This is a genomic window from Ruegeria sp. CJ2, assembly GCF_056536745.1.
The window spans coordinates 412251-433071 of record NZ_JBQFQF010000001.1 but is presented as its reverse complement, the minus strand read 5'-3'; the positions used below and the strand labels follow the sequence as shown (position 1 = coordinate 433071).

Below are 20821 nucleotides of genomic sequence, written 5' to 3'. Positions count from 1 at the left end.
CAAGGTTGCCCTCTACCACTCTTTTGGGATCATGCGCCACACAGAATGACAACCGCCGGGAAAATGCAAAGATCACCAGTTGTCGGCGGGTCCTCCGTTTAAGACCGCGAAACAGTCAGATACCGTAGCGGCTGAGGATCATGTCAACGCTGCTGTTGATGGTGGCTTCCATCTCGTCCTTGCTTAGAACGTCGCCAGAGAAAATGATTGGCCAAAACGCCTTGGCTTTGATGAGGCCGATGAACTCCTGCCCCGCGGCCTGAGGGTCTTCGATCCGCAATTGCCCGTCATCCGCGGCATCTTTCAGCATGTCAGCAAAGATCGCGGTTTTGTCCAGCTTACCCTGTGCCGCTGCCGCCAAATCCGGGTTGCGCAAGGTTTCGCTGATCACCATCCGCGACATGGCCATAACCTCGGGCAGCATCAGGATGCGCCCTTCGGCCCATGCCAGTTCAGTCAATTGCTCTCGGATATCGCGGCCTTTCTCATAGCGGATTTCCTGCACCTCGGCGAACCTGTTCGACAACTCTATCACTATGGAACGAAACAGATTTTCTTTGCTTTCAAAGTATTTGTACAAGGTGCGCTTGGAAACTTCGGCGCGTAGGGAAATGCGATCCATGCTGGCCGCTGCGAATCCCTTATCCTGGAATTCGGCAACCGCTGCTTCGATGATCTGAGCATGTTTGGCCGCATTCGGCGCGCTGATGTCGTTCATATTTCATAGCTATAGTCCCATTGACAGATCGAGGTCAAACTCTAGGTAAACTCATGGGTTTACAGACTTGGAATTGTCGCCTACGGTAAACCCGCCAGTTTACCGACTCGGGTAACCAGCCCAACATGGAGTATCCCCCTCATGTCACTGACCTTGAAACTGAACGGCCAGACCCACACGGTCGACGCCGAACCCGGCACACCCCTGCTCTGGGTGATCCGGGATGAGCTTAAGCTGACCGGAACCAAATTCGGCTGCGGCGTCGCATCCTGCGGCGCCTGTACCGTGCATTTGAATGGTGAGCCCGTACGCGCGTGCCAGACCTATATCGAAGACGTCGAAGACGCCGAGATCACCACGATCGAGGCCATGGGCGACGATAAGATCGGCGCGGCCGTCCAGCAGGCCTGGGTCGAACTGGATGTGGTTCAGTGCGGCTATTGCCAGTCGGGTCAGGTGATGTCGGCTGTCGGGTTGCTGTCCGGGAACCCCAAACCCTCGGTCGAGGAAATCGACGATTACATGTCCGGCAACGCCTGTCGCTGCGCCACCTATCAACGAATCCGCGCCGGTATCCAGCGCTCGTCCGAGATTCTGGAGGCCTGATCCATGACCATCAACACCTCTCGCCGTGGATTTCTGAAAGGTGCCGCCGCTGCCGGTGCCGTGCTGCTGATTGGCGCACGCCCTGATGGAGCGTTGGCGGCGGCCTCGTCCGAGACCGCTCAATTCAACCCGTTCGTGAAAATCGACGCAGATGGCACTGTGACCGCCATCGTTAAGCATTTTGAAAAAGGTCAGGGCCCGGCCACCGGCCTGCCGACGCTGATCGCCGAAGAAATCGGCCTGACCATGGACCAGATCGAATATGAATTCGCGCCATCTAACCCTCAGGTCTATAACAACCTACTGTTCGGCCCGTTCCAGGGCACAGGCGGATCGACCGCGATGGCGAATTCCTGGCTACAATACCGCCAGGCCGGTGCCGCCGCGCGCGAGATGCTGATCAATGCCGCTGCTCAAAGCTGGGGCGTGGAGGCATCGGGCATCACGATCGAGGACGGCATCGTCAAAGCTGGCGACAAGTCCGCTCCGATTGCAGAGTTCGTGGCAGCAGCTGCGCAACTCGAAGCCCCGGCCGAGCCGCGCTTGAAAGACCCGTCCGAATTCCGTCTGATTGGTAATGAAACGGTGCGTCGCAAGGACTCGGCCATCAAGGGTAACGGTCAGGCGATGTATGCAATGGATGTGCATCTGCCCAACCAGATGGTTGCCATGATCAAGCGCCCTGACTCCAAGGGGGGCATCGCCAAGGGCTTTGACGACAGCGCGTCGAAAGAGGTCAAAGGCTATATCAACGCCGCCGTTCTACCCAATCAGGCAGGCGTTGCTGTTTATGCCGAAAACACCTGGGCCGCGATCCAGGCGCGGGATGCGCTTGAGGTCGACTGGGACATGTCCGGCGCAGAAACCCGCGACTCGGATCAGATCAAGGCCGAGATCATGGCCGCGCTGGACGCCGAGCCTGCGTATAACGTGAACAAGGCGGATGTGGCTGCTGTGTCGACGGCCATCTACGGCGCGGATAAGGTGGTCGAAAAGACCTTCTACTTCCCGCTGTTGGCCCACGCCCCGATGGAGCCTTTGAACTGCACCATCGAACAGACTGCCGAGGGCGATATTGTCCTGCATGACGGCGCGCAGATGCCGACGGGCCCGCATATGGCCTATCAGCAAATCTTCCAGCTGCCGCCCGAAAAAATCCACATCAAGACTATGCTGGCAGGGGGCTCTTTCGGTCGCCGCGCCACGCCAGATGCGGATTATCAGGTCGAAGCCGCGCTCGCCTTTGTGGTCACCGATCGCTCTCGCCCGGTGAAACTGGTCTGGACGCGCGAGGATGACATCCGCAGCGGCTATTACCGCCCCGCCTTCGGCCACAAGGTCCGCGTAGGTTTGGATGCCGGGGGCAATATCGTTGGCTGGCAACATCGGATCGCAGGGCAGCCTGTCACCAAAGGAACTCCTTTCGAGGCGGTCACGGTGCATGACGGGGTCGATCACACCTCGGTCGAAGGTGTCCTGGGTACGCCCTACGCCATCCCCGGCATGGCCGTTGGCCTGACCGATACGCCCAAGGCGACCACGGTTCTGTGGTGGCGCTCGGTGGGGCATACCCACACCGCCTATGCGATGGAGACCATGATGGACTTGGCGGCCGAGGCCGCTGGTCGTGACCCGGTTGAGTTCCGTCTGGCCCACCTATCCGACAGCACGAACCCCGACCAGCAGCGCAAAGCCGCTGTATTGAAATTGGCGGCTGAGAAGGCGGGCTGGGGCAATGTCCCGGAAGGTCGCTCGCAAGGGATCGCGGTGCACAAATCCTTTGGCTCTTACGCGGCTGAGGTCGTCGAAATCTCGGGCGACGTGGAAAGCGGTATCAAGATCGAAAAGGTCACTTGCGCTGTGGATTGCGGCATTGCCGTGAACCCTGATGTGGTGAAGGCCCAGATGGAGGGCGGGATTGGCTATGGCATTGGTCACGTGATGCGCGATCAGATCACGCTGACCAGTGGTGCGGTGGATCAGTCCAACTTCCCGGATTACGAACCGCTGCGCATCGGTGACATTGCCGCCATCGACGTGCACATCATGCCATCCGCCGAAGCGCCGACAGGTGTCGGTGAACCCGGAACTCCACCGTCGGCACCCGCCTTGGCGAATGCCATCCATGCGATGACGGGCACTCTTGTGGCCGCGCACCCGATGGCTGAGAACGGCGTCAACTTCGTGTGACGCCAAACCCCGCGCCTCCTCCTCTCGGCGCGGGGTAATTTGATCAAATTTCGTGACAAGACGCCTCGCGTCGACTAAACCTCGGGGAACCAGAGTGATGGAGACCCCGATGGACCTGAGCGCCCTGCACAGTTTTCGCGTTGCAGCCTGTGACCTTAACGGTCAGTTGCGGGGTAAACGCGTGCCGCCCTCCTACGCCGACAAGCTGGACAAGGGATCGGTTCGGATGCCGTTTTCGGCGCTGAACGTGGACCTGTGGGGCGCGGATATCGACGACAGCCCGCTGGTTTTTGAATCCGGCGATGCCGATGGCGTGTTGCTGCCGACCGAGCGTGGCCCTGTTCCGATGCCGTGGCTGGATGTGGACACCGCATTGGTGCCCATGTGCCTGTATGATGACCACGGCACCCCCTTTGCCGGAGACCCACGCCATGCGCTGGCCGCTGTGTTGGACCGCTATGCCCAACGCGGCTGGTCCGTGATCGCCGCGACCGAGCTGGAGTTCACGCTGCTGGATTCGTCCGGCGCGCAACCGCAGCCGCCGCTGAACCCACTGACCGGGCGCAGACTGGTGGATGAGGCCGTTTTGTCCATGGCCGAGATGGACGCGTTCGATGCGTTTTTCACCGATCTCTATGATGGTTGCGCCGCGATGGGCATCCCCGCCCAGACCGCCATTTCCGAAAGCGGTATCGGTCAGTTCGAGATCAACCTGAACCATCAGGACGCGATGCGCTGTGCCGATGATACGTGGCTTTTCAAGGTGTTGACGCGCGGTCTTGCCCGCAAACACGGGTTCACCGCGACGTTCATGTCGAAACCCTATGCCGATGATGCGGGCAACGGGATGCATGTGCATTTCTCGGTCGTCGATCATGCCGGTCGGAATGTGTTCGACAATGGCGGTCCCGAGGGGACGGATGCGCTGCGCCACGCCGTCGCCGGATGTCTGACGGCGATGCCCGGCAGCACGTTGATCTTTGCGCCGCACGGCAATTCCTATACCCGACTTGTCCCCGGTGCGCATGCGCCCACCGGTGCAAGTTGGGCCTATGAGAACCGCACCGCTGCCCTGCGCATTCCCGGCGGTGCCCCCGCCGCCCGCCGGATCGAACATCGCGTGGCCGGTGGTGACATCAACCCCTACCTGATGCTGGCCGCTGTTCTGGGTGCCGCGATGAACGGGATCGAGGACGCAACCGAGCCCCCCGCCCCGATCACCGGCAACGCCTATGACATCGACGGCCTGCCGCAACTGGCCAGTGACTGGGACGCCGCTATTGCCGCCTTCGAATCCGATCCGCATGTCGCGCGCATCTTTCCAGCCGACCTGATCCGATACATGGCGATGACCAAACGGCAGGAAATCCGCCGCTTTGCTGAACGCCCCCCCGAGGACCACTGGCTGAGTTACGTCGAGGCTGTCTGACCCCTCTTGCCCGGCCCATCGCGGTCGGCTAGAATAAATTTGATCAAATTTGGTGACCTATGAAAATCGGTATCCTTGTAACCGGCCATCCTCCGGATGAGTTGTACGACGAATTCGGTGAATATGACGGTATGTTTCGCGACCTGTTGGACGGCAACGGGTTTGAATTCGAGACGTTCTATGTCGTCGACAACCAGTTCCCCACCAGCACCGATGCCGCCGATGGCTGGGTCATCACCGGCTCGCGTCATGGCGCGTATGAAGACCATGCATGGATACCGCCGCTGGAGGATCTGATACGGGCGATCCGCGACAAGGGCCAACCCCTGATCGGTGTTTGCTTTGGCCACCAGATCATCGCGCAGGCGCTGGGCGGCAAGGTTGAAAAGTTCAAAGGCGGCTGGGCCGTGGGGCGCAACGACTATGACCTCGACGGTCAGACCGTTACGCTGAACGCGTGGCATCAGGATCAGGTGGTCGCCCTGCCTGAAGGTGCGCGCGTGACAGGCACCAATGACTTCTGCCAAAACGCCATGGTTGCTTATGGTGATACAATCTGGACCGTTCAGGCCCATCCGGAATATGGCGACGGGTTCATCAAGGGCTTGATGGACACGCGTGGTAAAGGTCTTGTGCCAGATGAATTAATGCAGGCCGCCACCAACCGCCTGCCCGCCAGTGACGACAACCCAAAGATCGGTCAGCTCATGGCGGAGTTTCTGAAGAAAGAGAGGGCCTGATGGCCGATTGGAAAGATCAACTGCCGCAGGCAGCACAGACCTATATCGAAGGTCACCGTTTGGACGAGGTCGAGTGCGTCATCTCGGACCTTCCCGGCATCGCGCGGGGCAAGGCGGTGCCTGCCTCGAAATTCGCCAAGCAAAGCTACTTCCACCTGCCCGACAGCATCTTTTACCAGACCATCACAGGCGGCTGGGGCGAAGCTGCGGGCGAGGACGGGTTCATCGAACGAGACATGATCCTGAAACCCGATTTCTCGACCGCATCCGCCGCACCATGGACGGGTGACTGGACGTTGCAGGTGATCCACGACGCCTATGACCGCGATGACAACCCGATCCCGTTCAGCCCGCGCAACGTGCTGAAACGTGTGGTGCAGATGTATCACGAAAAGGGCTGGAAACCCGTCGTCGCCCCCGAGATGGAGTTCTTTCTGGTCGCCCCCAACGTGGACCCCGCCCAAAGCATCAAGCCGATGATGGGGCGGTCGGGTCGTCCGGCTGCGGCGCGGCAGGCCTATTCGATGACCGCGGTGGACGAGTTCGGCCCGGTGATCGACGACATCTATGATTTCGCCGAACACCAAGGGTTCGAGATTGACGGCATCACCCAGGAAGGCGGCGCGGGCCAGTTGGAGATCAACCTGCGCCACGGCAATCCGGTCAAACTGGCCGATGAGGTGTTCTATTTCAAACGCCTGATCCGCGAGGCCGCGCTGCGCCACAATTGCTTTGCCACCTTCATGGCGAAACCGATTGTGGACGAGCCGGGCTCGGCCATGCATATCCACCACTCAATCATCGACATGGAGACTGGGCAGAACATCTTCTCGGGACCGCAAGGGGGCGAGACGGACGCGTTTTATCACTTTATCGCTGGATTGCAGAACCACCTGCCCTCGGGTCTGGCGGTGATGGCGCCTTACGTGAATTCCTATCGCCGTTACGTGAAAGACCACGCCGCGCCGATCAATCTGGAATGGGCGCGCGACAACCGTACCACAGGCATCCGCGTGCCTTTGTCGGGGCCGGAGGCGCGCCGGGTCGAAAACCGCATCGCGGGCATGGATTGCAACCCCTATCTGGGCATCGCCCTGTCGCTGGCCTGCGGCTATCTGGGCCTGACCCAGCAGGAACGCCCGCGCCGTCAGTTCTATGGCGACGCCTATGAGGGCGAAGGCGATATCCCGCAGGTCATGGGCAACGCGCTGGACCTGTTTGACGAGGCGACTGCCCTGCACGATATCCTTGGCCCTGATTTCGCCCGCGTCTATGGCATCGTCAAACGCACCGAGTATGAAGAGTTCCTGCAAGTCATCTCTCCGTGGGAGCGTGAGCATCTGTTGCTGAACGTCTGATCCACAATGAACCTGCTCTACTCCAACGACCGCAAGGCTGAATATCCAGCCAGCTGGTATGCGGCCACGGCCAACCCGATCGACCGGTTTCCTGTGCTGGCGGGCGATGAAAAGGCGGATGTCTGCGTGGTCGGCGGCGGCTATACCGGCCTGTCCGCCGCGTTGCATCTGGCCGAGGCCGGGTTCAGCGTGGTGCTGCTTGAGGCGCATCGCGTGGGCTTTGGCGCCTCTGGTCGTAATGGAGGTCAGCTGGGCAGCGCGCAGCGGATGGATCAGGAAGATCTTGAACGGCTGGTGGGCGATGGTGACGCCGCCAAACTGTGGGATCTGGCCGAGGACGCAAAAACGCTGGTCAAATCGCTGATCGCCAAGCACCGGATCGACTGCGACCTGAAACCGGGCGTGGCCGTTCTGGGCCTCAGCACTGGCGAGCAGCAGGAATTGCACGACCACGCGGCGCATCTGTCCGACCGCTATGGCTATGACCAGATGGAGCTGCTGGACGAAGGCGCGGGCCATGGATTGTGCCCCTCGCCCACCTATCGCGGCGGGTATTTGGATATGGGCGCGGCACATCTGCACCCTTTGAACTACGCGCTGGGACTGGCGCAGGCGGCGGCCAAAGCAGGCGTGCGAATTTATGAAAGCACCGAGGTAACGCGGGTCGAGGAAACCACCCCCGCCACTATCCACACTGCGCAGGGCAAGGTCAGCGCAGATCACGTCATTCTGGCCTGCAACGGATACTTGGGCGGCCTGAACAGCAAAGTCGCCGCACGGGTCATGCCGATCAACAATTTTATCGCCGCGACCGAACCTTTGGGCACCGATGCCGCTCGTGTTCTGACGCGCGATGTTGCGGTAGCCGATACCAAATTCGTGGTGAACTACTTCCGTCTCAGTGCCGATAGCCGACTGCTGTTTGGCGGCGGCGAGAGCTATGGTTATCGCTTCCCTGCCGACATCGCCGCCAAGGTGCGCAAACCGATGGCCGAGATTTTCCCCCACCTGCGCGACGTGAAGATAGACTATGCTTGGGGCGGCACACTGGCGATCACCATGCGGCGGATGCCCTATCTGACACGGGTCGCGCCCAACATCCTGTCGGCCTCGGGCTATTCCGGCCACGGGGTCGGCACCGCGACCCATGCGGGGCAGTTGATGGCGCTGGCCATTCAAGGGCAGGCCGAAGGGTTCGACACGATGGCCCGCGTCCCCGCCCTGCCCTTCCCCGGAGGCGCGGCCCTGCGCAGCCCCCTGCTGGTGCTGGCGATGACGTGGTTTGCACTGCGGGACCGGCTCGGCCTTTGATTTACGACAGATTGGTGAAATTTCGCCGTTAAGGTGAATGAAGGCTTGGATTGACCGAGGATTAGCTTTATCTTTCCCAAAGATAGAATTCGGGAAAACCAAATATGACGCTTCCTCCAAACGTCCATGACGCCGAACCCATCCCCGCAGCCGCCCGTGACGCCATCGACGCCTTGATGCAGTCGGGCGATCTGTTTCGCTATACCGCGCCACAAGACGCGCCGGTTGCATTGCTCGAGGCTGAATTTGCCGAACTGTTAGGAACCAAATACGCGCTGGCGGTTTCGTCCTGCTCGGCCGCGTTGTTCCTGTCGCTCAAGGCTCTGGGTCTGCCACGCGACGCACGTGTCCTGATCCCAGGCTTTACTTTTGCTGCCGTCCCGTCCTCGGTCGTGCACGCAGATTGCATTCCGGTGCTGTGTGAAGTTGCCGACAATTACCGTATCGACATGGCAGATTTTGCCACCAAACTGGACGATGTTCAGGCCGTGATCATCAGTCATATGCGCGGACACACGTCTGACATGGATGCGATCATGGAACTGTGCGATGCGCGCGACATTCCTGTAATCGAGGACGCAGCCCATTCGCTGGGCACCACCTGGCACGGGCGTAACATTGGCACGATCGGCAAGGTAGGCTGTTTCTCGTTCCAGTCCTACAAGATGATCAACGCGGGCGAAGGTGGCATCCTGATCACCGATGACGCGGACCTGGTGGCGCGGGCCGTCATCATGTCGGGCGCGTATGAGCACAACTGGAAAAAGCACAAAGGTCCGCACGGAGACAACTCACCCGAGTTGGAGCAAGCCTTTGCCCGCTGGCAGAACCAGTTGCCGCTTTATAATCTGCGGATGAGCAACCTCAGCGCAGCCGTAATCCGTCCGCAAATACCGGAATTGGCGCGCCGTGTGCGCGATGGTCTGTCCAATCACGACTATGTGGCGGATCGCCTGAACACGTCGCCGAATATCGACGTGCCCGCCCCGCTGTCGCCCGAACGCCGGGCCCCGGACTCGATCCAGTTCAATCTGGTCGGCCTCAGCGATGATGATATCCGCGCTTTTGCGGCCGCATCTGAGGCGCGCGGTGTCAAAGTGCAGGTTTTCGGTCTGAGTGAAGACAATGCCCGCGCCTTTTGGAACTGGCAGTTCCTGCCCGAGCAGGTCGAATTGCCCCAAACCCGTGCGATGTTGATGAAGGCATGCGACGTGCGCCTGCCTGTGCGCCTGACCCGCGAGGAGCTGGACGTAATCGCCGATATTCTGCTGGCATCCGTCGGTGAGGTCACCGCACCAGCGATGGCTTTCGGCACCTGACCAACACCCCATCACAAAAAAAGGCCCGCCAATGGCGGGCTTTTTTCGTTTTGAGGGGCTGGATCAGTTCAGCTTGGACAGTTTCTGCTGCAATTCGGCAAGCTGCTTCTTGATGTCGTCCAGATCCTCTTTCGGTTCTGACTTACCCTCGCCTTCCTTGTCCGGGCCAGACCAACCGCCGGACAAGCCACCGGTCATCGCCTTGAGAAAGGCCTGTTGCTGCGCCTGCATCGCCTCGAACCCCGGCATCTGAGACATCGGGTTCATGGCGCTCATGTTCTCCATCATCTTGGATTGGCTTTCGCGCAACATCTCGAACGAGCTTTGCAGGAACTGCGGCATCATCCCACCGCCCGGCAGCATGTAGCTGCGTACAAGATCATTCAGTACATTCACGGGCAGCACATTCTCGCCCCGGCTTTCATGTTCGGCAATGATTTGAAGCAGGTATTGGCGTGTCAGATCGTCCCCGGTTTTCAGGTCAATGATCTGTACCTCGCGCCCGTCGCGAATAAACGCTGCGATATCCTCGAGCGTGACGTAATCGCTGGTCTCGGTGTTATACAGCCGACGACTGGCATATCGTTTGATTAGTAACGGTTTTTCCTGGTCTGCCACCGTTTTCCCTCCCCAAGGATGATGCGTTGCAGCAGAGGTTATGCGACTGCAGCACAAAAAGAAAGGGCAGGTCTTTCGACCTGCCCTGCGCGATTGCACCGGTTGGGAGGAATGGGTGCGCCTCGCGGCATTCTCTTTACTTGGCAGCAGTTGCTTTCTTGGCAGCAGCTGTCACGTCGTTGGTGGCTTTTTTGACAGCAGCAGTTGCGTCTTCCGCAGCTTCTTTGCCAGCAGCCATCAGCAGCTCGACGGTTTCGGTCTGAACTTTCTTGGCGATTTCAGCGAAAGCCGCCAGATTTTCAGCAGCAACTTCGGCCGACGCGCTTGCGAAATCGGTCGCAGCTTTGGCGTAGTCAGCAGGTTCTGCTTTTGCTTTCGACATCTCGGTCAGTTTGGCCAGAGTGTCTTTGGTCCATTTGTTCGAGATCTCAGCCGACTTTTCAGCGGCTTCCAGCGCAACACCCGACAGCTTTTCGTTCAGGCTTGCGGTCGACTTGAAGGCACCTTCCAGAGCGGTGGTGTCAACAGGGAACGCGCCCATCATGTCTTTCAGGGTCGCGGTAAAGTCTTGAGTCTTTGCCATTGTCCTAATCCTTTTGCCGAACCGGGCCCACCCCGGCTTTCATCAGCTTGAGGACAATATGGTTGCTGCACTGCAGCATTGCAAGATTTTTCTCGCTGCAGTGCAGAATATTTGGAAAATCGCGAAAAATCAATTCGTTGATTTCGCCAGAACATAGGTTCCGGGCGCTGGTGCCAGCGGCGGATGATCCGAATCGCCCGGTGTGCGAGCCTGAACCTGCTTGCCTGACCGCTTTTTGAGCCAGACCTCCCAGCGGGGCCACCACGATCCTTGATGGTAGTCAGCCTCTTTCATCCAGGTCTCGGCATCCACCTTCATATTGGTGTTGGTGTAATGGCCATATTTCTTCTTGCTGGGCGGGTTCACGATCCCCGCGATATGGCCGGATTCCGAAACGATGAACGACTTTGACTTGGAACCCATCTGCTGCACGCCGCGATAGCAATCCTTCCATGCTGCGATGTGGTCGGTTTCGCAAGTGATGGCCATTAACGGAACGTCCACGTCACGGACATGCAATTTGTGTCCCAACAGCTCGAACCCGTCGTTGACGAAATCGTTGCCCTGGCACAGCCCCCGCAGATATTCCACGGCCATGCGACCGGGCAAATTCGCGCCGTCTCCGTTCCAGAACAGCAGGTCAAATGCGGGCGGTGTCTCGCCCATCATGTAACTGCGGATCGCTGGCCCGTAGATCAGGTCGTTCGAGCGCAGGAACGACATCGTTCGTCCAATCAGCCAGGCTTTCAAGATTCCATCTTTAGAAATCTGATCTTCGATTCCGTCCACGAAATCATTTTGCAGGAAGGGTGTGAACTCTCCCTGTTCGCCGAAATCCGTCAGAGCGGTAAAGAACGTCGCGGATTTGATCGACTTGTCCCCTCGCTGCTTGAGCAGGGACAAGGTCAGGCTGAGCGTCGTTCCGGCGATACAATACCCGACAGCATTCACCTGTTTGACCTTGCAGATCGACTTGACCTGTTCGATCGCCGTAAGGAACCCTTCTTCGACGTAATCCCCCATCCCGATATCGGCGTGGGATTCATCTGCATTCACCCAACTGACGACAAACAAGGTATAGCCCTGCTCGGTCACCCATTTGATCAGACTGTTCTGCGCCTTGAGGTCCAGAATGTAGAATTTGTTGATCCAGGGCGGAAACAGAACAAGCGGCGTTTCGCAGACGGTTTCGGTCACCGGGTTGTATTGGATCAATTCCATCAGGCGGTTGCGATACACGACCTCACCGGGCGTGGTGGCGATATTGCCACCAACTTCGAATGCACTCTCATCCGCCAGCCTGACGACCATTTCACCATCATTGGCTTCGAGATCGGCAACAAGGTTCTCCAGCCCCTTGATCAGGGACTGCCCCTCGGTTTCGACCGCCTTCTCCAAAGCGTCCGGATTGGTTGCCAGAAAATTGGTCGGAGACATCATGTCGATGATCTGCTGCGAGAAATACCGCAGGCGCTTTTTGTCCCTGTCGTCGATATCCTCAACGGATGCGACGGCCTGCGTGATGGCGTCGGCATTGGTCTGATACTGCTGACGGATAAAGCGAAAATAGGGATTTTGTTCCCACATGGGGTTGGCGAAACGCTTGTCTTTTGGGGTGGTCTCACCGTCTTCGACCTCTCCGGTCGTCATGGCCTTCTGCGCTTCGGCAAAGTTGAGAACGGACTTCCCCCAGAACTCTATCTGGTGCTCCATCAGCTTGGCGGGATTTTGCCACGCCTCGGAAAAATATGCCGTTGCTGCTCGTGCGAAAAGCTCTTGATTCGGACCGTCCAGCGCGGGGTTATGGCCCTTTCTTCCAGCCATCACTTCGACCAGCCGTTTCGAAAGCTCTTCGACTTTGTTCATATTTTCTTTAAGCCGTTCAAGGTGTTCTTCGGTCAGCTCTCGACTCTGGTCTTCACTTGTTGTCATTTTAACAATTCCCCCCTAACCTCGCTGCTATGCAGAATAACGTCGCGATTGCGCTGGGGCAAAGCGACGAATGGTCCGAACTTTCAGGCTGACACTCAGGAGGCCCATTTTATGCGCTACATGATGACCTACGACTTGATGGAAACCATGCGCAACACCAACCAGTGGATGGGTGCAACCGCCAGTGCGATGGCCTCTTACCCGTTGTTCTCGATGGTTCCCAACCCGGCCTTCAGCATGATGGCGGCTTGGGGCGAGGTCACGGAACGCACTTTTCAGCGCATGATTGCCAAACCCGACTGGGGCATTCGCACTTATACCTGCGAGGACGGCAGAGACCACATTGTCGATATCGTCCCCGTGTTGGAGCGTCCTTTCGGCGACCTGATCCACGTGCGTGTCAACGGGCGCGAAGAACAACCGCGCAAGGTTTTGTTGGTCGCGCCCATGTCCGGCCATTATGCAACGCTGCTGCGCTCGACAGTCAAAAGCCTGTTGGTCAATTGCGAAGTTTACGTCACCGACTGGCATAATGCGCGCGATATCCCTGTGTCCGAAGGAAAGTTCGATGTAGAGGACTATACCCTCTATCTTGTCGATTTCATGAAAGAACTGGGACCCGAGACGCATGTTGTTGCAGTTTGCCAACCTGCCCCGCTGACATTGGCCGCAACCGCATATCTGGCCGAAGTTGAGCCCAAGGCGCAGCCCAGCACGCTGACCCTGATCGGTGGCCCTGTTGACCCGGATGCGACACCCACCGACGTAACCGATTTTGGCCGCCGCGTGACTATGGGCCAGTTGGAAGAGACTATGATTCAGCGCGTCGGCTTCAAATACAAAGGCGTGGGCCGCATGGTTTACCCCGGCCTGCTGCAACTTGCGTCATTCATGTCTATGAACGCGGATCGCCACTCCAAGGCGTTTTCGGACCAGATACAGCGCGTCATGCGGGGCGAGGCGTCGGATCATGATGCGCATAACCGGTTCTACGACGAATATCTGGCGGTGATGGACATGACCGCAGAATTCTACTTGTCGACGGTCGAGCGCGTCTTTAAAAACCGCGAAATCGCACGCAACGAGTTTGTCGTTGCCGGACACAAGGTTGATATCGGAAAAATCACCGACGTCGCCGTGAAAACAGTCGAAGGCGCAAATGACGATATCTCGGCCCCCGGTCAGTGTATCGCGGCGCTTGATCTGTGCACCGGGCTGCCGGACTCGAAAAAGGCCAGCCATGTTGAACCCGGCGCGGGACATTACGGTATCTTTGCTGGCCGCAGCTGGCGCGACAACATCCGCCCGCTGGTCATCGACTTCATGAACGCCAACACACGCAAACCGCGTCGGCGCGCTGCGAATAAGAACAAAGTCGCCTGATAGCCGTGCCAAGTTCCAAGGCGAAGGATTTCGCTTTTTCCTGCAATTGCGGTGCACTTCACGGCAAGATCACCGCTGCTGGCGCAAAATCCGCGACGCATACCGTGTGTTTCTGCCACGACTGCCGCGCGGCTCAACTGTATTTCGGTCAACCTGATCCGGCCCCCGGCCCTGTCGAGGTACTGCAAATGCTGCCCGAAGAAATCAGGATCGACGGCGGAGCCGAACACCTGGCCCTGATGCAACTCAGCCCCAAAGGTATGCTGCGGTGGTACGCCAAATGCTGCAATGCGCCGCTTGCAGTAACGACCCGGACGCCGAAACTCCCCTTTGCGGGGTTTATCGTGAAACGGATGACAGACCCCAGCGGCTTAGGCCCGATCACGACCCGGGGCTTCGTGCCGCAACCTGACGGCAAACAATCCCACGAAAAACTGGGACCCGCTGTCACTGGATTGATTTCGCGCGTGCTTAAATCCCGGATGTCGGGAAGCTGGAAGAACAGCCCGTTTTTCGACCCCAAGACCAGACAGCCCGTGGCAACGCCGGTAACCCTCAGCAAATCTGAGCGGGCAGCGTTCTACAAATAGGGCAACCGAACCGGGATATTCAGCCAGGATTCAAGTGCCGTATTCACGGCTGCAGGGGCCTCGAGCGGGGGAAGATGCCCTGCTTCGTCGATGACTTTCAATTCGGCATTTGGGATCATGTCCGCCATGAATGCATGCCGTCGCACGGGCGTAAGCTGATCATGGGCACCGCATAAAACCAGCGTTGGCACGCTAATATGCCTCAGCGCGCCTTGCTGATCCGGGCGCCGTTGCAGGGCGCGCATCTGGCGTTCGAACACATCAGCCCCAAGTTCCCGCGCCATCGCCATGACTTCTTTCAGAACCGGAACGCGCCCCAAACCCGGGGCCAATGTCTCGGAACCAATCAGCCTGTTCATGACGTCTTCTAGCCGCCCCGACTTGGCCCCCACGATCAATTCCTCCCGATCCGCAGCGATCTGAGGCGTATCAGCCTGCGCATCCGTTGACATCAGGCACAGACGGGACACACGTTGCGGAGCGCGGCGCACGATCTCCAACGCGACAACGCCCCCCATGCTGAAGCCACCCAAGGCAAAGCGGTGGGGCAGTTGATCCAGCAAACCCGACGCGATCTCTTCAATACGGTCGCCCGTCGTCACCGGGGCAACCGTCACCGCACGTTGGTAAGACAGGTATAATATCTGAGCTCCGAATAACCGCGCATCGCACATGAACCCGGGCAGAAAAACCAACGGTTCGATCACGCAGGGCCTCCATAAATTCGACCACCTTGGCGTTACTTTTCCGCAGGATGTGGGGTTTTTCTAATGTCGGCAAGAAAAAACTCAGGGATAGCCTATTCCCCTGAACTTCGGAAAATCCGCATAGCGTGCCTTCCGGGTGCTCAGATTTTCAGTCGGCTCGGCACCTGCGCGTAATAATGTGCCACGTGGCGCGATATAGCTGTCGATCCGGCGATGGGGGATCGGCCTCCAGACCAGATTGAAAGCGCAGAGCTTAGGGAAAAACCAGATTTCGGAATAATCCAGATGGTCATGCATCCACCACGCAAGATCGCGCCAGTCGCGTCCGGTTTCGTATTGATCAGCAAACCATGGGATCACGACCGAGGCCCCGGCGATCCGCTCATCCCCTTCCCCACGATCCCAGATATGACATTCCAGAGGATTGTCATTTCGGGCACAATTCAAACGGTTTTCATTTCCGAACCGGTTCAACGAAGGTGAGCGATAGCCGGACCGCACCGCGACCCGGCCAAAGGTTTCTTCCAGCGGGTCCAGAAGAGTTTCGCAAAAGGCTCGACCCGTTTGGATCGCCAAGTCCGGATTGGTGGGGATATTCTGTTTTTCGTGGAAATTACCGATTTCGGAATACAGAAAATCGCGCATAAAGAAATGGCGGGACAGACGCACGCGACCAAGGGTTTCAAGGCTCCACATACTGGCCGGTTTACGCATCAACACCTCCCTGCGTTACCTGATCCCCAAGGTTTCAAGCCAGTTCAAGATACCCGCCACAGTCGCATCTGTTTGCCCCGGCGACATCAACCTCCCGGCAACCACATGCGAGGCGGGGTCATCTCCGGGGCCCATCGCCACCAGTTCTGTCGTCGATGGCGCGCCCCAAGCGGCCGCTACCTCATGCGTGATATCTGGCCGCACAACCTGATCATCATCCGAAAACCAAAACAACGCCGGAACATTTGCGCCAGAAGAATCAAGCGTATTCACAACATCCACCAACACCGTCATTGGCACCACCGCTTCCCACGGGTAGGCGGTAGACCAATACAGGTTCTTCTCGGGGTCCGGGCCAGAGACGTCCCGTGTCTCTCCCATCAGAACAGGTAGCCAGTCCCGGGCCCAAGGTAGACCGGGAATCCAGGCACCGGGCGTGTTCACGCCGAAATTGGGTGAGATAAAGACGATACCTGCCAGATCCCGGCTCAGGTCATCATCCATGGCAGCCGCAGCCGCCAGCGTCCCGCCCGTCGAGGTCGAAATCACGACAACCTGATCACCAACCGCACGCGCAGCAGCCAGCCCCTCGGCCAAGTCCTGCATCCAGCCCGAAGCCGTTCCTTCGGCCATGGCCTCGCCACTGCGCCCGTGCCCTTGCAGCCGCGTATAGACCAGATTGGCCCCCAGCGCGTCCGCAACCCTATCGGGCACCGGGCGAATTTCTTCGGACGAGGCAGAAAACCCGTGAAGATAGAGGATGGAAACCGGGGTTCTGCGCTCCTTGAACCCGTCCTGCCAGATCACGCGTTTTTCGACACCCGGAACGATATCGTCAAAAGCTGACTCGACGCTTTCGAAATAGACCTGCACACCCTCCCCGAACTTTCGAGAGTCAAACCGGGGGTGAAGGTCTACGTCTTCGCGCGGACCAAACCAGTAAATCAGCGCCCCAACTGCAACAAGAACCAGACACAGGCGCCCAATCAGCCGCATCATCACGGGTTCATAACATCTAGGATGGCTTGCTCGATCAATCCCAGGCAAGGACCGTCCGAGAACCGATGATCGGCGTCTTTGACAAGCAGCAAACTCATGTCGGGCCCGGACGCATGTTCAAGCAGTCTGACCGCAGTTTCCGTCGAAACCGCAGTGTCCTCGGTGCCCTGTAAAAAACGCACCGGAAACGGCAGTTCCAACGGGTCGCGCAGGACAAGCCGGGTACGACCATCTTCGATCATCCGCTTTGTAACGATGTAGGGCTCCATGTAATCCGACGGCAGTTCAACATGCCCGACCCCCTCCAGCGCCTGTTTCTGAGCATCAGTGAACGAGGCCCAATATCCATCTTCGGTAAAGTCCGGCGCCGCCGCGATCGTGACCATCCCCGCAATCCGGTCCGGCATCGCCTTGGCCAGCAACAGGGCCTGCCACCCGCCCATCGAAGACCCCACGACAATCAGCGGCCCCTCAGTCAACTCAGAAACCGCGGCCACCGTATCCTCATGCCAATCCCCGATGCACCCCTCTTCAAAAGCGCCCGCGCTTTCACCGTGCCCCGAATAATCGAACCGCAAAAACGCCTGCCCGCGCGCCTGCGCCCACGCCTCAAGATGCACCGCCTTGGTGCCTTCCATATCCGATTTGAGACCGCCCAGAAAAACCACCGTCGGCCCCGCGCCCTCGCTTTTGTGATACGCCAATCGCCGCCCCTGCGCGGTATCCAGAAAATCCGTCGCTGCCATAGAACCCTCTCTGCTTTCCCTGCATCATGCACGCCCCACCCCCAGTTGCAATTCCCCGATCCGCCCTTCATCTGGCCAAAAATATCCCGGGGTGCCGCCATTGGTGCGCCATTGGTTCAAGCGCCAATGGCGGCGGGGCAGCGCCCCTCGCTCCAGCACTTGACACAATCCCCCCCACCTGCCAAAGCAGCCAAACGCAAATAACCCGCAACCGGGCGTTCTCAGACCTCGCGCCAGCGAAACCCCCACAAATATAGATAAAACCTCTTTAATAACAGGTTCTTGATTGCATCAGCAAGCCGCTTCACTGCCCCTGCCCGACCCACTCGACCCCTGTTAATATCACGCTATACCAGTGACGTATCAGTGACGATGGGCTGGCGGGCATGCGGCGGCGCTGATAGGTATAGGAAGTCGGGGGGCGCTCCAACGCCCACCCGACTAACACGACCGAACTACTTAAGGACACGGCCATGCCGAAGAATACATCTGACTTTCTGACATCTGTTGCAAGTCTCGTCGATCAGGACGATCGCGACCCGCGCGAGGTTGTTGCGGACCTGATGCAGGCTGCACTCGACACGGGCATCCGCAAGGAACTGCGCGCCAGTGTTGCGTTTGCCCTAGAACAGGCGAGCGGCACCGCACCCAAGGAATTGACTGATCTGGCCTGCCGCCGTCTGAAACCCGGTCGCCGTCTCTCGGACCCGCAATACGCGGGCCTGACGCTTGTCGCCACCACACGGGGAAAGCGTTGGATATACCGCAGCCAGAAAGGCAAGCGGCAGCGTCAGGTCACCCTCGGGCATTATCCCGCCATGAGCCTTGCCGAGGCACGAGAGGTGTGGGCCCAACCCATCACCAAGGTCGCCGACAAGCGGTCTGAAACGACACTGGACGAACTGACCGAAGCCTACATAGTGGCCATGAAGATGCGCGGCACAAAGTCGTGGCGGCGGTCGCAGAACATCCTCACCAAGAACGTCCTGCCCAACCATGGCGGAATGCGCCTCGGCGCGCTAGACTTGGAAGCCCTGAACGCGACGTTTGCCCACCTGATAGACGAAAAACCCGGTGCGGCGCACAACATCCGCATGGCAATGGCAAGCATGTTCAAGTGGGCCAGCGAGAAGAAAATGATGCCCGCAGGCGTACCGGTCCCGCAGTTAGACAAGACCCCAAAATCACAGATCAAGGACTACCGCCCGTCGATGTCCGAACTGCGCACGATGGCCCGTGGCCTCGACGCGCTGCAAGACATCGACCGGGACATCATGCGCCTGCAACTGCTGTCGGGCACCCGCATCAGCGAGGCGCTGGGCGCTGAGTGGTCAGAGATTGATCTCGAACATGGGCGATGGACTATTCCCGCCCAGCGCATGAAGGCCAAGAAAGAACATCTGGTTATGCTCTCGGCGCAGGCGGTCGAATTGCTGCGTAACCAGCCCACGCGTGACGGACGTGTTTTTGGTCGTCGTGGTCGCAAGACGGTTTCGCTGAACTGGGCGCGGCAGCGCGACAAGTTGGGCCTGCCTACTGACTACACCAGCCACGCCAACCGTAAGGCGCTGCTAAGCTGGGTCGCCGAGCACGGCGGCGGCAAGGACATTCGCGACCGCCTGTCCGCCCACAGCCCCGACACCAGCGAGGCGGACGCGCATTACCAACTATCCGAGTTGAACCGACCCGCCGCCGAGTGGTGGCAGAAATGGGCGGACTTCCTCGACGGCCTCACAGCCGAGAACGTGGTGCAGTTGTCGGAGGGACGCGCATGAGCAGTAAGCGTTCTGTTGTCTGCACCAAGACACGACTAGACCCGACACACACCTACATCATCGACCTATACGAAATACCCCTCGACGACCCGGAGGCGCTGCGCGAGATGCTCGAGCGCATGCACGCAAACATCATCGACATGACCGAGAAGGCGGCACTGCCCAAGCGCGCCTCTGAGGCTGCCGCACAGGCCCGCAAGAAAGAGTTCGACGAAATGTGTGCAATCGTGGACGCGCGCCTCGGATTGCCGGAAAAGGACGCGCTGGATGAGGTGGCTGTGACATTCAACCTGTCAGACCGAATGCAGCAACGCCTCACGCGCTACATAAAGGCTCGCCGATTGGGTGCATCACCAGAGACGGCGAAATGGGCCAGCGCAAAGGGGAACTGGAAACAGTTCTCGAAAGTCCTCAAGAAACTGAAATAAAAATGCGGCGCTTCCACGGAAGCGCCGTTTTATTTTGTTGCCGGGTCAAGTTTTATGCACAGAATGCGGTGTCATCACTGTTTTGTAAGAGGTGACATCAATGCCGAAAAAGACCGGTCGCCGGGGCGTCCCGGCGCGTGACAAAGCCCGCTCACTCCATCCCATGGCCGACTGTACCGTAATCGAAGCGGCGGCGCTGATCCGGTGCAATCCGTCCACCATCTACCGTCTCATCAACCGCGGTGAAATCTCGGCTTACAGCCGCAACGGCCTCACCCTTATAGAGGGCGAGAGCATAGTGGCCATGAAAGAGCGCCACCGCATCAAGCCGGGTGACATGCCCGAAACAAACGACCCGGACGCCGCGCCCAAGTGGAACGCGGCATGAGCGCCCCCATCCCTACTCCCAACCAATCATCGGACCTGTCGGTGAAGGAAACCTGCCGCGAGTTGCAAGTATCACCGTCGACTGTCTGGCGCTGGCTCGATTCCGGTGAACTGAGCGGCTACAAGTCGGGCCGTGTCACGCGCATCGACCGGGCGAGCATCGACGCCTTCAAGGCGCGCAACCGCATCCAGCCGTCGGAGGCTAGCGATGTCGCCTGACAAAGACATCATTCTGCGCATCAAGGCCGTGAACACGTCCGCAACGCCCACAATGATCGGGTCTATGCG

General features: G+C 58.9%; 21 protein-coding genes. 13 read left to right on the top strand and 8 right to left on the bottom strand.

Going from position 1 to position 20821, the window contains the following annotated elements:
• Positions 1 to 115 precede the first annotated feature (115 nt).
• Positions 116 to 718 (bottom strand): TetR/AcrR family transcriptional regulator, encoded by a 603-nt coding sequence (locus ACR0MS_RS02155; protein WP_480568452.1) that lies wholly within the window; start codon positions 716 to 718, stop codon positions 116 to 118.
• 141 nt (positions 719 to 859) lie between these two features.
• Between ACR0MS_RS02155 and ACR0MS_RS02150 the strand changes: the two genes are divergently transcribed.
• From ACR0MS_RS02150 to ACR0MS_RS02120, 7 genes are all read left to right on the top strand, one after another.
• Positions 860 to 1324, top strand: coding sequence for a (2Fe-2S)-binding protein (locus ACR0MS_RS02150; protein WP_480568449.1), 465 nt, complete (start codon positions 860 to 862; stop codon positions 1322 to 1324).
• 3 nt (positions 1325 to 1327) lie between these two features.
• Complete coding sequence (locus tag ACR0MS_RS02145; protein WP_480568446.1) at positions 1328 to 3514, top strand: xanthine dehydrogenase family protein molybdopterin-binding subunit; 2187 nt, start codon at positions 1328 to 1330, stop codon at positions 3512 to 3514.
• Positions 3515 to 3623: 109 nt separating this feature from the next.
• Positions 3624 to 4943, top strand: coding sequence for a glutamine synthetase family protein (locus ACR0MS_RS02140; RefSeq protein ID WP_480568614.1), 1320 nt, complete (start codon positions 3624 to 3626; stop codon positions 4941 to 4943).
• 59 nt (positions 4944 to 5002) lie between these two features.
• Entirely contained in the window at positions 5003 to 5683 is a 681-nt protein-coding gene (locus ACR0MS_RS02135) for a type 1 glutamine amidotransferase (RefSeq protein ID WP_480568443.1), read from the top strand.
• Complete coding sequence (locus ACR0MS_RS02130; RefSeq protein ID WP_480568440.1) at positions 5683 to 7041, top strand: glutamine synthetase family protein; 1359 nt, start codon at positions 5683 to 5685, stop codon at positions 7039 to 7041. Before ACR0MS_RS02135 ends, ACR0MS_RS02130 begins: the two co-directional genes overlap by 1 nt.
• 6 nt (positions 7042 to 7047) lie before the next feature.
• On the top strand, positions 7048 to 8352 hold the full coding sequence (locus ACR0MS_RS02125) for an NAD(P)/FAD-dependent oxidoreductase (protein WP_480568437.1): 1305 nt from the start codon (positions 7048 to 7050) through the stop codon (positions 8350 to 8352).
• Positions 8353 to 8456: 104 nt separating this feature from the next.
• Positions 8457 to 9671 (top strand): DegT/DnrJ/EryC1/StrS family aminotransferase, encoded by a 1215-nt coding sequence (locus ACR0MS_RS02120; protein ID WP_480568434.1) that lies wholly within the window; start codon positions 8457 to 8459, stop codon positions 9669 to 9671.
• 63 nt (positions 9672 to 9734) lie between these two features.
• Here the strand turns inward: ACR0MS_RS02120 and phaR are convergent, their stop codons facing one another.
• The 3 genes from phaR to ACR0MS_RS02105 all read right to left on the bottom strand — a co-directional run bounded on the left by phaR (position 9735) and on the right by ACR0MS_RS02105 (position 12804).
• Positions 9735 to 10289: a polyhydroxyalkanoate synthesis repressor PhaR gene (gene phaR / locus ACR0MS_RS02115; protein WP_170569696.1), complete on the bottom strand. Its 555-nt coding sequence runs from the start codon at positions 10287 to 10289 to the stop codon at positions 9735 to 9737.
• 136 nt (positions 10290 to 10425) lie between these two features.
• Positions 10426 to 10872, bottom strand: coding sequence for a phasin family protein (locus ACR0MS_RS02110; protein WP_170382547.1), 447 nt, complete (start codon positions 10870 to 10872; stop codon positions 10426 to 10428).
• A 129-nt stretch (positions 10873 to 11001) separates the two neighbouring features.
• Positions 11002 to 12804 (bottom strand): PHA/PHB synthase family protein, encoded by a 1803-nt coding sequence (locus ACR0MS_RS02105; protein ID WP_480568430.1) that lies wholly within the window; start codon positions 12802 to 12804, stop codon positions 11002 to 11004.
• A gap of 111 nt (positions 12805 to 12915) precedes the next feature.
• Here ACR0MS_RS02105 and phaZ point away from each other — a divergent pair, with 111 nt between their 5' ends.
• Complete coding sequence (gene phaZ / locus ACR0MS_RS02100) at positions 12916 to 14187, top strand: polyhydroxyalkanoate depolymerase (protein WP_480568427.1); 1272 nt, start codon at positions 12916 to 12918, stop codon at positions 14185 to 14187.
• A 5-nt stretch (positions 14188 to 14192) separates the two neighbouring features.
• Positions 14193 to 14777, top strand: a complete 585-nt coding sequence (locus tag ACR0MS_RS02095; RefSeq protein ID WP_480568424.1) for a DUF6151 family protein — start codon at positions 14193 to 14195, stop codon at positions 14775 to 14777.
• Here the strand turns inward: ACR0MS_RS02095 and ACR0MS_RS02090 are convergent.
• The 4 genes from ACR0MS_RS02090 to ACR0MS_RS02075 form a co-directional block, all read right to left on the bottom strand.
• Positions 14768 to 15484 (bottom strand): alpha/beta fold hydrolase, encoded by a 717-nt coding sequence (locus ACR0MS_RS02090; RefSeq protein WP_480568421.1) that lies wholly within the window; start codon positions 15482 to 15484, stop codon positions 14768 to 14770. The genes ACR0MS_RS02095 and ACR0MS_RS02090 overlap by 10 nt on opposite strands.
• Positions 15485 to 15565: 81 nt before the next feature.
• Positions 15566 to 16180 carry a hypothetical protein gene (locus ACR0MS_RS02085; protein WP_480568611.1) on the bottom strand — a complete coding sequence of 205 codons (615 nt, stop codon included), beginning with the start codon at positions 16178 to 16180 and terminating at the stop codon, positions 15566 to 15568.
• 33 nt (positions 16181 to 16213) lie between these two features.
• Entirely contained in the window at positions 16214 to 17197 is a 984-nt protein-coding gene (locus tag ACR0MS_RS02080) for an alpha/beta hydrolase (RefSeq protein ID WP_480568418.1), read from the bottom strand.
• Positions 17197 to 17943, bottom strand: coding sequence for an alpha/beta hydrolase (locus ACR0MS_RS02075; protein WP_480568415.1), 747 nt, complete (start codon positions 17941 to 17943; stop codon positions 17197 to 17199). The genes ACR0MS_RS02080 and ACR0MS_RS02075 overlap by 1 nt, the downstream gene beginning before the upstream one ends.
• Positions 17944 to 18416: 473 nt before the next feature.
• Between ACR0MS_RS02075 and ACR0MS_RS02070 the strand changes: the two genes are divergently transcribed.
• From ACR0MS_RS02070 to ACR0MS_RS02055, 4 genes are all read left to right on the top strand, one after another.
• Positions 18417 to 19718 carry a tyrosine-type recombinase/integrase gene (locus ACR0MS_RS02070; protein WP_480568412.1) on the top strand — a complete coding sequence of 434 codons (1302 nt, stop codon included), beginning with the start codon at positions 18417 to 18419 and terminating at the stop codon, positions 19716 to 19718.
• On the top strand, positions 19715 to 20146 hold the full coding sequence (locus tag ACR0MS_RS02065; RefSeq protein WP_480568409.1) for a hypothetical protein: 432 nt from the start codon (positions 19715 to 19717) through the stop codon (positions 20144 to 20146). Before ACR0MS_RS02070 ends, ACR0MS_RS02065 begins: the two co-directional genes overlap by 4 nt.
• Positions 20147 to 20246: 100 nt before the next feature.
• Positions 20247 to 20534 (top strand): helix-turn-helix domain-containing protein, encoded by a 288-nt coding sequence (locus ACR0MS_RS02060; RefSeq protein WP_353390375.1) that lies wholly within the window; start codon positions 20247 to 20249, stop codon positions 20532 to 20534.
• Positions 20531 to 20752, top strand: a complete 222-nt coding sequence (locus tag ACR0MS_RS02055) for a helix-turn-helix domain-containing protein (RefSeq protein ID WP_353390376.1) — start codon at positions 20531 to 20533, stop codon at positions 20750 to 20752. Before ACR0MS_RS02060 ends, ACR0MS_RS02055 begins: the two co-directional genes overlap by 4 nt.
• The last annotated feature ends 69 nt before the right edge of the window (positions 20753 to 20821 follow it).

Excerpts from the sequence above, each read along its gene's own strand:
- ACR0MS_RS02155 (WP_480568452.1), bottom strand. The coding sequence starts at position 718 with ATGAACGACATCAGCGCGCCGAATGCGGCCAAACATGCTCAGATCATC.
- ACR0MS_RS02150 (WP_480568449.1), top strand. The coding sequence starts at position 860 with ATGTCACTGACCTTGAAACTGAACGGCCAGACCCACACGGTCGACGCC.
- ACR0MS_RS02145 (WP_480568446.1), top strand. The coding sequence starts at position 1,328 with ATGACCATCAACACCTCTCGCCGTGGATTTCTGAAAGGTGCCGCCGCT.
- ACR0MS_RS02140 (WP_480568614.1), top strand. The coding sequence starts at position 3,624 with ATGGACCTGAGCGCCCTGCACAGTTTTCGCGTTGCAGCCTGTGACCTT.
- ACR0MS_RS02135 (WP_480568443.1), top strand. The coding sequence starts at position 5,003 with ATGAAAATCGGTATCCTTGTAACCGGCCATCCTCCGGATGAGTTGTAC.
- ACR0MS_RS02130 (WP_480568440.1), top strand. The coding sequence starts at position 5,683 with ATGGCCGATTGGAAAGATCAACTGCCGCAGGCAGCACAGACCTATATC.
- ACR0MS_RS02125 (WP_480568437.1), top strand. The coding sequence starts at position 7,048 with ATGAACCTGCTCTACTCCAACGACCGCAAGGCTGAATATCCAGCCAGC.
- ACR0MS_RS02120 (WP_480568434.1), top strand. The coding sequence starts at position 8,457 with ATGACGCTTCCTCCAAACGTCCATGACGCCGAACCCATCCCCGCAGCC.
- ACR0MS_RS02110 (WP_170382547.1), bottom strand. The coding sequence starts at position 10,872 with ATGGCAAAGACTCAAGACTTTACCGCGACCCTGAAAGACATGATGGGC.
- ACR0MS_RS02105 (WP_480568430.1), bottom strand. The coding sequence starts at position 12,804 with ATGACAACAAGTGAAGACCAGAGTCGAGAGCTGACCGAAGAACACCTT.
- phaZ (WP_480568427.1), top strand. The coding sequence starts at position 12,916 with ATGCGCTACATGATGACCTACGACTTGATGGAAACCATGCGCAACACC.
- ACR0MS_RS02085 (WP_480568611.1), bottom strand. The coding sequence starts at position 16,180 with ATGTGGAGCCTTGAAACCCTTGGTCGCGTGCGTCTGTCCCGCCATTTC.
- ACR0MS_RS02080 (WP_480568418.1), bottom strand. The coding sequence starts at position 17,197 with ATGATGCGGCTGATTGGGCGCCTGTGTCTGGTTCTTGTTGCAGTTGGG.
- ACR0MS_RS02075 (WP_480568415.1), bottom strand. The coding sequence starts at position 17,943 with ATGGCAGCGACGGATTTTCTGGATACCGCGCAGGGGCGGCGATTGGCG.
- ACR0MS_RS02070 (WP_480568412.1), top strand. The coding sequence starts at position 18,417 with ATGCCGAAGAATACATCTGACTTTCTGACATCTGTTGCAAGTCTCGTC.
- ACR0MS_RS02065 (WP_480568409.1), top strand. The coding sequence starts at position 19,715 with ATGAGCAGTAAGCGTTCTGTTGTCTGCACCAAGACACGACTAGACCCG.
- ACR0MS_RS02060 (WP_353390375.1), top strand. The coding sequence starts at position 20,247 with ATGCCGAAAAAGACCGGTCGCCGGGGCGTCCCGGCGCGTGACAAAGCC.
- ACR0MS_RS02055 (WP_353390376.1), top strand. The coding sequence starts at position 20,531 with ATGAGCGCCCCCATCCCTACTCCCAACCAATCATCGGACCTGTCGGTG.